The sequence below is a fragment of the Streptomyces sp. NPDC005925 genome (genome assembly GCF_040638805.1).
In the GTDB taxonomy this organism is placed as follows: domain Bacteria; phylum Actinomycetota; class Actinomycetes; order Streptomycetales; family Streptomycetaceae; genus Streptomyces.
In genome coordinates this window covers 63,191-71,875 of the sequence record NZ_JBEXVL010000028.1, presented here as the reverse complement: position 1 = coordinate 71,875, position 8,685 = coordinate 63,191, and the positions used below count along the sequence as shown (strand labels likewise).

The following is an 8,685-nucleotide window of genomic DNA, read 5'->3' as shown; positions in this document are numbered from 1 at the left end:
CGGCTGGCTGCACACCTACAATCACCACCGCGGACACACCGCGCTGAAGGGCCAACCACCCGCCAGCCGCGTCCCCAACCTCACGGGTCAGTACAACTAGGGTCTGTCGTTTGGATCAGGCCGGCTGTGGGACGCGGTGCTTCGCAGCCGACCCGAACGGGGTCCGGCACGCACATCTGCCGCGTTGCCGTCGGCTGCGAACGCTCCGCGTTGACGCTCTCCTCCGCCTTGCAGCCGCACGCACCAGACTTCTCCGGGCGCCGGCCGAGCGTGGCGGCTGGGAACGCTGGGACCGCATACAGACCTGGCCGGCGGACCGCCGCCAGATGTTCACGGCCGGCTTGCCGAACTGACCGGCGCCTGGTCCGAGAACAGACTCAGCGGACGTTCCCGGCGCCGCGTTCGTCCTCGGTGGCCCGGAACCGGCAGGAGCCGGTTCCGGTCCGGATCAGCATGCGGCGGAAGCGGCCTTCGCTATCCAGACGTCCAGCTGCTCCTGGGTGGTGCTGGGATCGGCGACCAGCACGCCCAGGTCGTCGCCCTCCACGACGGTTGTGGCGACGGCCGGGCACCGGTGGCAGCCGTCCACCCCGATTTGCGCCCACCACTTGCACTGAGTGCGCAGATGGCACCGCGGCACACTCCGGCTCTCGGCCGCCGGTGTCGCCGCCACCCGCTCCACCAGGGTGCAGTCATTGCCCCTGCGGTGCAGACAGTTGCTGACACAGTGCGACGCGAAGCGCAGTACCCGGGTCGGCTCGACATCCTTCGGGACGACCGGGAGGACATCCCTGGCCGGCACGGGGTCGGCGAGGTACACGACCTCCGCGTTCTGCCCGGAGCGCACGCCCAGTACCACCGACTCCGGCGCCTCGGCCTTGCCGCTCGGACACCACAGTCTGCTTGTTCCGGAACGGTCCGCGGTGCTCATCTCGACCTCCTCATCAGTCCAGTGGACCTGCTACACGATCTGGCCGGCGCAGCCTGCGGGGCAGGAGGAGACCGTGCGCTCCTGGTCGACGGCCATGGCGAGGTGCGTCTGCAGCTGCGCCGAGGTGATCTGCTGGGGCCTGGGCGACGCCTGCGCTGCGGACGCAGTGCCCGCTCCGCCGAGAACAAGCGCGGCGGCCGCGACGGTGGCGGCGGTACCCCCGGCAGTGGGGCGACCCGTGTACTTCATGACGAACCTCCTGGATTGACCTGCGGTGCAAGGACGTACCGGCACGCTAGGACGTCCCGGAGGTCTTCACCGGCAGTTCCAGCGGCTGTTCGCAGGCGGTCCGGACCACTCGAACGGTGCCGAGCCCGGCCTGCTCCGCTCGCCGGCCCGCCCCGGAGGTGACGGACTGCCTGTCCTGTTCCCGCAGCCGACGCAAGGAGTCCCGAGCGGGGGGGCCTCCATGTCTTTCGTCAAGCGAGGCGTGACCCGCGTGTGGTGGACGATCGCTTGTCCCGCCGGGCGCCGCGAGGCGGGGTCGATCACGGTCGCCGGGTAGCGGAAGATTTCGCCGGCCGGCGGCAGACAGGTGATGTCGCCCGACGTACTTTCGGTTGACCTCGGTGGCGGTGAAGTCGCGGCCGATCGCCTGCCCGCCCCACCAGTGGCCGGGATCCGCGGCGAGACGGCGCACAGGCCACCGGGTACACGCCGGGGCAGGAAATCTCCGCCGGAATACGGGCTCTTTTGAGTGCTCGACGGCGACCGCCGTTCCTGAAACGCTGCGCTTCGGGTGGGTCAATATCTACGGCCGCGAGGTGAGGGTTTGACACGTCACACGGAAAGTGTTTTTGCTGCGACCGGCGGGACGCAGCCAGTTATCGCACTCGGCCCAGCATCTCATGCTACTGTCGATCTCAGTTGCAGTTGTGGTTCCCAAGAACTTCAAGCGCCTTCGTCGGCATTTTCAGCCGCTGGCGGCGTTTTCGTATGGCCGGTCGTTTTCCGGGCGGGGCATCATCGCGGCGACCCGGCATCCGTGCATCGCGGGTCCCGGCGTACTGCCCAAGAGGAGATATGACGTGGCGTCAGGCACTGTGAAATGGTTCAACGCAGCCAAGGGTTTCGGCTTCATCGAGCAGGACGGCGGGGGGCCCGACGTGTTCGCCCACTTCTCGAACATCGCCGCCCAGGGCTTCCGCGAGCTGCTCGAAGGCCAGAAGGTCACGTTCGACATCGCGGCGGGCCAGAAGGGCCCGACGGCCGAGAACATCGTCCTCGCCTGACGCCGACGCGCACTTCGTAGCTGGGGCCCGCATCCCTCGGGGTGCGGGCCCCAGCTACGGACATTTCCCGCAGTGGTGCGACCTGCGGGACGAGAAACGTCCGTGGCCCGTCGCTCCAGGACACGCGCCTCGTCCACGGTGCACTCGGTAGGCGTCCGGGATTTCACACCCCTATGGCGTCAGAAATTCCGTCGATGCAATCCGCACCAGATCCACTGCACTTCTCATCCTTTTTCGCAATCCATTCGGTCCGTTCTTGTGATTCCCCGCGCTGCTTCCGCTGCGGGAATTCCTTGATACGTGCCGTATCAAGGAAGGTTCTCAATGAACTCCGCACGAACCAATGACCGTTCTTCCCGCCGCAGCCGTGGCGACGGCCCCGCGTTCGGTTCCAGCGCCGGTTCGAGGCGGAGCAGCCGTTTCGGCTCGTCCGCCCCGAGCCGTTCAGGAGCTTCGGGCCGTTCGGGCGGCTACGGCCGGAGGCCCGCAACGCTTCAGGGGGAGTTCGCCCTGCCGGAGACGATCACTCCCGCGCTGCCCGCGGTCGAGACGTTCGCCGACCTCGACATGCCCAAGCAGTTGCTGGCGGCGCTGACCGTGCAAGGCGTGCGCGTTCCGTTCCCCATCCAGGGCGCGACCCTGCCCAACACCCTGGCGGGCCGCGACGCCCTGGGACGCGGGCGCACCGGTTCCGGCAAGACCCTCGCCTTCGGCCTGGCCTTGCTGGCCCGCACCGCGGGCCGGCGCGCCGAGCCCCGCCAACCGCTGGCCCTGGTCCTTGTGCCGACGCGTGAGCTGGCCCAGCAGGTGACCGACGCGCTCACCCCCTACGCCCGCTCGGTGCAACTGCGTCTCGCCACGGTCGTCGGAGGAATGTCGATCGGCCGGCAGGCCAATGCGCTGCGCAGCGGTGCCGAAGTCGTCGTCGCGACACCGGGCCGGCTCAAGGACCTCATCGACCGCGGGGAGTGCCGGCTGAACCAGGTCGCCATCACCGTCCTGGACGAGGCGGACCAGATGGCCGACATGGGCTTCATGCCCCAGGTCACCGCGCTCCTGGACCAGGTCCGCCCCGAGGGCCAGCGCATGCTGTTCTCCGCCACCCTCGACCGCAACGTCGACCGACTGGTCCGCCGTTACCTCACCGACCCGGTCGTCCACTCCGTCGACCCGTCCGCGGGTGCGGTCAGCACGATGGAGCACCACGTGCTGCACGTTCACAGCGCGGACAAGCACTGGACGACGACGCAGATCGCGGCGCGCGAAGGCCGCGTGATCATGTTCCTGGACACCAAGCACGCCGTCGACCGGTTGACTCAGGACCTGCTGAACAGCGGGGTCCGGGCCGCCGCCCTGCACGGCGGCAAGTCACAGCCGCAGCGCACCCGAACCCTGACCCATTTCAAGACCGGGCACGTCACCGTGCTCGTGGCCACGAACGTCGCCGCCCGCGGCATCCACGTCGACAACCTCGACCTCGTCGTCAACGTCGACCCGCCGACCGACCACAAGGACTACCTGCACCGCGGCGGCCGCACCGCGCGCGCCGGCGAGTCCGGCAGGGTCGTCACCCTGGTCACCCCCAACCAGCGCCGCGACATGACCCGTCTCATGACCGCCGCCGGCATCATGCCCGAGACCACCCAGGTCCGCTCCGGCGAAGAGGCGCTCGGCCGGATCACCGGCGCCCAGACGCCCTCCGGCGTCCCCGTGACGATCACCGCGCCGGTCGCCGAGCGGCGTCAGCGCAGCACGTCGTCCTCACGCGGCCGACGCAGCCCCACCTCGGCCGCCCGGCGCAGGACCCGGCAGTCCTCGTTCGACGCGGCGGCGTAAGGACTTCGTGTTCAGGTTCCGGAATCCGGCCCACCTCCGCAGGAGGCACGTCGTGACGACGGTTCAGATGCCGCCCCGCTCGACGGGCGCCGCCCGCAGGCTGGGGACGCCGCGGCGTCCGGGGAGGGGGCGGCGGACTCCTCTCAGGTGGCGGTCGGCAAGGGGCCGCGGGAGAACGGCGATCTTCCCGGCGGTGCAGGCGGGTTCAGTGAGGAGCTCCTTGAGAGCGATCGCGTCCGCGCGCCAGGCAACGTCGATGTGCAGTTCCGTCAGGCCGTGCGCGCTCCCCGAGCCCTCTGCGGGGCGTCCTCGGCCTGGTCGAAGACTTCCCGGTGTCCTGCCAGGAAGCGGGCAGCCGCGTCCACCGCGCGGGCGCGCAGCCCGCTGACGTACAGCGATTGCGGCAACGGTGGAGGCGTGTCCGACGCCCGCCCCGGAGCCAGTGCCGACGGAAGGCCAGGCCCGTCGGCGGCATCCCACCCGGCGATCTTGGCTTTGGGGCCTCCCGAAAGCCGACCGCCGTCACGCCCCCGACCACAGCCGGTAACCCGCGAGCAAGGGCGCTGCTCGGCGTTCGGAGTGCTGGTCCTGCGGGCGGTCGTCAAGTCGATCTCCTCACACCTGCAACCTTCCATCTGTTCGGGTGGTTTGGTTTACGTCATGTCCCGAGTTTTCCGTGGTCGGCCCACAGGCGGTGCGGCATGTTGAGGCGGTGGATCTCCCGGGGCAGGAACCGATGACCGATGCGGTGGGTGAGACGGCGCTGTGGACGCTGTACCACCGCTCCCTGGCAGCCCGCGATCCCGAGTGCGGCCTGGCGGACCCCAAGGCCGTCGAACTGGTCGAGGCCCTGGACTACCCGTTCGCGCAGCGTTTCGGCACGGACAACCGCGGATGGGCCCGGGGCATGGCGGTGCGGGCGCGGTGTTACGACCGTGAGGTGCGCGCCTTCCTGGCGCGGCATCCGCGCGGCACGGTGGTCTGTCTGGGCGAGGGGCTGGAGACGCAGTTCTGGCGAGTGGACAACGGCACGGTGCGGTGGCTGGGGGTCGAACTCCCCGAGTCGGCCGCACTGCGTCGCCGGTTGCTCCCGGACACCGACCGGTGCCGGACTTTGACCGGTTGCCTCCTGGACGAGCGGTGGACGGGGGAGGTCGACGCCTCGGACGGTGTCCTCGTCCTGGCACAGGGTGTGCTGATGTATATGGCCTGGGATTGTGTGCGGGCCCTGGTGGAGGCGTGCGCAGTGCGTTTGCCGGGGGCGCAGTTGGTGTTCGACACCCCACCGGCATGGTTCGCCGCAGGCACCGTCCGTGGCTGGTTCCGCTACCCGGCCGGGTACCGGCCACCGCCGATGTCGTGGGGTATGACACCCGCGCGGCTGCGCGAACTGCGGGCCTGCCCGGGGGTGGCTGCCGCGTGTGCCCGGGCTGCGCTCGTACGGACCCTTGTCCGTGACCCGTCTGCTCTTCGCACCCGTCCCCCACCCCGGCCGGCCCGCCGCCGCCCAGCCACCCCACACCCGCGAGGAGCCCTGATGACCACCCTTCCTGACGAAGCCGAGTACAGCTGCGTGATGCCCACCAACATCGCGGCGATCCGCGCCCTGGACAAAAGCGGTGTATTCGTCAGAGAAGCGCGACTGCGGCACTTCGCGCACATCGACGGCATCTGGCACGACATGCTCCAGTACTCCGTCCTTGAGGACGACTGGAGAGCACTGCGCCAGAACATGCCGGTCCGTGCGACGTGCACTCCCACCGCGAACTGATGCGGTTCGAGGTCGTCTTGGGAAGAGGTGCGGGACTACGACTGGATAGCGCCGATACGGCGGAACAGCTTGCCGGAGTTCGTCATCGCGCCTGCCTTCCTTTCAGCCGATGGGCGGTACGGCCTTCTTGTTCGGCGCGGAGGTGACGGACTCAGCCGCCGACGTGTATGCCGGGGCGGCGGTCGGGGTCGGGTTCGTTGCGGCGGATGATCTCGCGGGTGACCGGAGCGGTGTCGCCCCGGCCCAGGAGAAAGTAGCGGAACATGTGCTTGAGAGGGCTGCCTTCGGCCCAGGCGAGGTAGCAGTGCGGCAGCACGCCGGTGGCATCGCGCAGGGCCAGGAGGATGGCGGCGATGGCGTTGGGCGCGGCCGGGGCATGGGCGCGTAGGACGCGGTAGCCGTCGACTTCGATGCCGTGGACGGTGAGGGTGTCGCTGAAGTCGGAGGGGTCGACGACGTCGATCTCCAGGAAGAGCACGTCGGCGGGGCCCGGTACCGGGTTGGTGCCGCGTTGTTCGCGTTCCTTGGCGCGGTACTCGGCGAGGTCGCCGGCCCGGCGGCGGTTGGCGATGATGTTGAGGGAGTCGTCGTGGGCGAGGCTGTCGGAGATGAACCGGCGGGCGGCCTCGTCGAAGACGATGCGGTCGGCGCGCAGTTCGGTGGTGCGGGAGATGCGGGAGATCAGCGACACGGTGAGGATGCCGATGATGAAGACGCCGGATATGGCGATGCCGTCCGGCTTGTCGATGATGTTGGCGATCAGGGCGTAGAGCAGGACTGTGGTGAGCGCGGCGAAGCCGGCGGCGGTGGGGCGTCGGCGGTTGCGTGCGGTGGAGACGGTGACGGCGAAGGCGCCGGCGACCATCATCGCCAGGATGCCGGTGGCGTAGGCGCCGGCCTGCTTGTCGACGTCGGCGTCGAAGGCGATGGTGATCAGGATGCACAGGGCGGTGTAGACGAGGACGACCGGGCGTACGGCGCGTCCCCATTCGGGGGCCATGCCGTAGTCGGGGAGGTAGCGGGGCACGATGTTGATCAGTCCTGCCATGGCGGAGGCGCCGGCGAACCACAGGATGAGGATGGTGCTGATGTCGTAGAGGGTGCCGAATGTCTCTCCGACGTGTTCGTGGGCGAGCCAGGCCAGTGCGCGGCCGTTGGCGGCACCGCCGGGCTCGAACTGCTCGCGGGGGATGAGCACGGTGGTCACGAAGCCGGCGGCCAGCAGGTAGAGGCTCATGATGAGCGCGGCGGTGGTGAGCAGCTTGCGCGTGTTGTGGATCCGGTCCTGTAGGCGCTGTTCGTCGTCGGCGCCGTCGGTTGCCACCAATGGCATCATGCTCACACCCGTCTCGAAGCCGGACAGTCCCAGCACCAGCAGGGGGAAGGCCAGCAGTGCCGGGCTCGCGAGATCGACGAACCCGCCGAGGTCGGTGAGGGAACCGGTCCACGCCGACCAGGCTCCGGGGGTGGTGAGCAGATGCGCCGCACCGGCACCGATGACGACGGCGTTGAGGGCCAGGAAGACAGCGACCAGGGGAATGGCCACCTTGACCGCTTCGCTGAAGCCCAGCAGGAACACTCCACCCAGGATCAGCAGCAGCACCACCGTCAAAGCGACCTCATGGCCGTGCAGGGCGGCAGGGAAGAAGGGGTTCTCCACCACGTGCACCGAGGCGTCCGCCGTGGACAGGGTGATCGTGATGATCCACGACGTGGCCACGAAACCGAGCAGGACCAGCACGAACAGCTTGCCCCACCAGAACGGCAGGAGATCCTCCAGCATCGCGACCGACCCCGCACCGTGAGGGCTCTCCCTGGCAACCTTCCGGTACATCGGCAGCATCCCCAGCAACGTCAACGCCACGATCAGCAGGGTCGCCAGAGGTGAGACGGCCCCGGCGGCCACAGCGGCGATCGCCGGCACGTAGGCCAGACTGGAGAAGTAGTCGACGCCGGTCAGGCACATCACCTTCCACCAGGCATGCGACTCGGTGTGACTCCCGCCGGCCGCCGGCCCCAGCGGCCGCACCCGGTGCCGCAGCAGCCACCGGCCGGCTTTGCCTGTCGGCTGCGGCCGCAGAGCTGGACTGTCCACCGACTCCGGCACGGTCGGCCGGTCGGCGCCTGGCTTGTCCCCCATGTCCTTCCGTGCCCTCCCTTGTCTGACCACCGAACCAGCCGCGCGGACTTGCTCCGACGGCAGGCGGAAGGTCGCCGCGATGCGGCCTCCCGGTCCCACTGCCCGGGAGTGAGGGACACATGAGTCAGCGGATGGTAAACCCCTGCGTCAACGAGGCGCTGAGGGCGGACGGTTCCGCCGGCGCCGAGGCTACGGTTCCACCCGCACGACCCCTCCCGTTTCCAGGGCCGCCCACGGAGCACCGTCGGGCCCCAGCATGATGCCGTGCGGCTCGGACGACGGTGACGGCAGGCAGTACTCGGCGATCTCGCCGCCGTCGGTGATGCGGCCGATGCGGTTGGCCCCCCATTCGGTGAACCAGCACTCGCCCGCGGCGGCGGCCACGATGGCGTGGGGCCTGGCCGTACGGTCGGGAAGCGGGAACCCCGTGACCTCGCCGTCCACCGACATCCTGCCGACCTGGCCCGCAGGCGGCTGGTGGGCCGGCGGGTGCCGAGTGTCCGCCCGGTGCGGTGGGCAAGGAAGTCGCCCGTGGCCGCGGTGCATGCGGCGGTTGTCATCAGCAGCGGCAGGCTGAGCTGTCCGGCACGGGCCAGCGCGCCCGCGGTGAGCAGCAGGGTGAGGGTGGGGATGAAGGCCCCGACGAGCAGGATCGACTCGGCCAGGACTGCCGCGGCCACGAGGGCGTAGGCGGCTGGGGGCGACGCGTGGCCGA

The 8,685-nt window shown here is 69.6% G+C and carries 7 protein-coding genes and 2 pseudogenes; 4 read left to right on the top strand and 5 right to left on the bottom strand.

What is annotated here, in order from left to right:
• Nucleotides 1–251: 251 nt before the first annotated feature.
• Nucleotides 252–353 (top strand): annotated as a pseudogene (locus ABZ354_RS24420) (aminoglycoside phosphotransferase family protein); the annotation flags it as partial.
• Nucleotides 354–448: 95 nt separating this feature from the next.
• Here ABZ354_RS24420 and ABZ354_RS24415 read toward each other — a convergent pair.
• Both ABZ354_RS24415 and ABZ354_RS24410 read right to left on the bottom strand, forming a co-directional pair.
• Entirely contained in the window at nt 449–931 is a 483-nt protein-coding gene (locus tag ABZ354_RS24415) for a hypothetical protein (protein ID WP_358660088.1), read from the bottom strand.
• A 30-nt stretch (nt 932–961) separates the two neighbouring features.
• Nucleotides 962–1,180, bottom strand: a complete 219-nt coding sequence (locus tag ABZ354_RS24410) for a hypothetical protein (protein WP_358660087.1) — start codon at nt 1,178–1,180, stop codon at nt 962–964.
• Nucleotides 1,181–2,019: 839 nt separating this feature from the next.
• On the opposite strand from ABZ354_RS24410, the gene ABZ354_RS24405 reads away from it, so the two are divergent.
• Together ABZ354_RS24405 and ABZ354_RS24400 are read left to right on the top strand one after the other, a co-directional pair.
• On the top strand, nt 2,020–2,223 hold the full coding sequence (locus tag ABZ354_RS24405; protein ID WP_358660085.1) for a cold-shock protein: 204 nt from the start codon (nt 2,020–2,022) through the stop codon (nt 2,221–2,223).
• A gap of 324 nt (nt 2,224–2,547) precedes the next feature.
• Entirely contained in the window at nt 2,548–4,059 is a 1,512-nt protein-coding gene (locus tag ABZ354_RS24400; protein ID WP_358660083.1) for a DEAD/DEAH box helicase, read from the top strand.
• A gap of 269 nt (nt 4,060–4,328) precedes the next feature.
• On the opposite strand, the gene ABZ354_RS24395 is transcribed toward ABZ354_RS24400, so the two are convergent.
• Entirely contained in the window at nt 4,329–4,466 is a 138-nt protein-coding gene (locus tag ABZ354_RS24395) for a hypothetical protein (RefSeq protein WP_358660082.1), read from the bottom strand.
• Nucleotides 4,467–4,795: 329 nt separating this feature from the next.
• Here ABZ354_RS24395 and ABZ354_RS24390 point away from each other — a divergent pair, with 329 nt between their 5' ends.
• A complete protein-coding gene (locus ABZ354_RS24390; protein WP_358660080.1) occupies nt 4,796–5,830 on the top strand; it encodes a class I SAM-dependent methyltransferase in 1,035 nt (344 codons plus the stop codon).
• 151 nt (nt 5,831–5,981) lie between these two features.
• Here ABZ354_RS24390 and ABZ354_RS24385 read toward each other — a convergent pair whose 3' ends face one another.
• Nucleotides 5,982–7,970, bottom strand: a complete 1,989-nt coding sequence (locus tag ABZ354_RS24385) for an amino acid transporter (RefSeq protein WP_358660079.1) — start codon at nt 7,968–7,970, stop codon at nt 5,982–5,984.
• A 189-nt stretch (nt 7,971–8,159) separates the two neighbouring features.
• A pseudogene (locus ABZ354_RS24380) lies at nt 8,160–8,438 on the bottom strand (virginiamycin B lyase); the annotation flags it as partial.
• Nucleotides 8,439–8,685: the final 247 nt, after the last annotated feature.

Excerpts from the sequence above, each read along its gene's own strand:
- ABZ354_RS24415 (WP_358660088.1), bottom strand. The coding sequence starts at position 931 with ATGAGCACCGCGGACCGTTCCGGAACAAGCAGACTGTGGTGTCCGAGC.
- ABZ354_RS24385 (WP_358660079.1), bottom strand. The coding sequence starts at position 7,970 with ATGGGGGACAAGCCAGGCGCCGACCGGCCGACCGTGCCGGAGTCGGTG.
- ABZ354_RS24400 (WP_358660083.1), top strand. The coding sequence starts at position 2,548 with ATGAACTCCGCACGAACCAATGACCGTTCTTCCCGCCGCAGCCGTGGC.
- ABZ354_RS24410 (WP_358660087.1), bottom strand. The coding sequence starts at position 1,180 with ATGAAGTACACGGGTCGCCCCACTGCCGGGGGTACCGCCGCCACCGTC.
- ABZ354_RS24390 (WP_358660080.1), top strand. The coding sequence starts at position 4,796 with ATGACCGATGCGGTGGGTGAGACGGCGCTGTGGACGCTGTACCACCGC.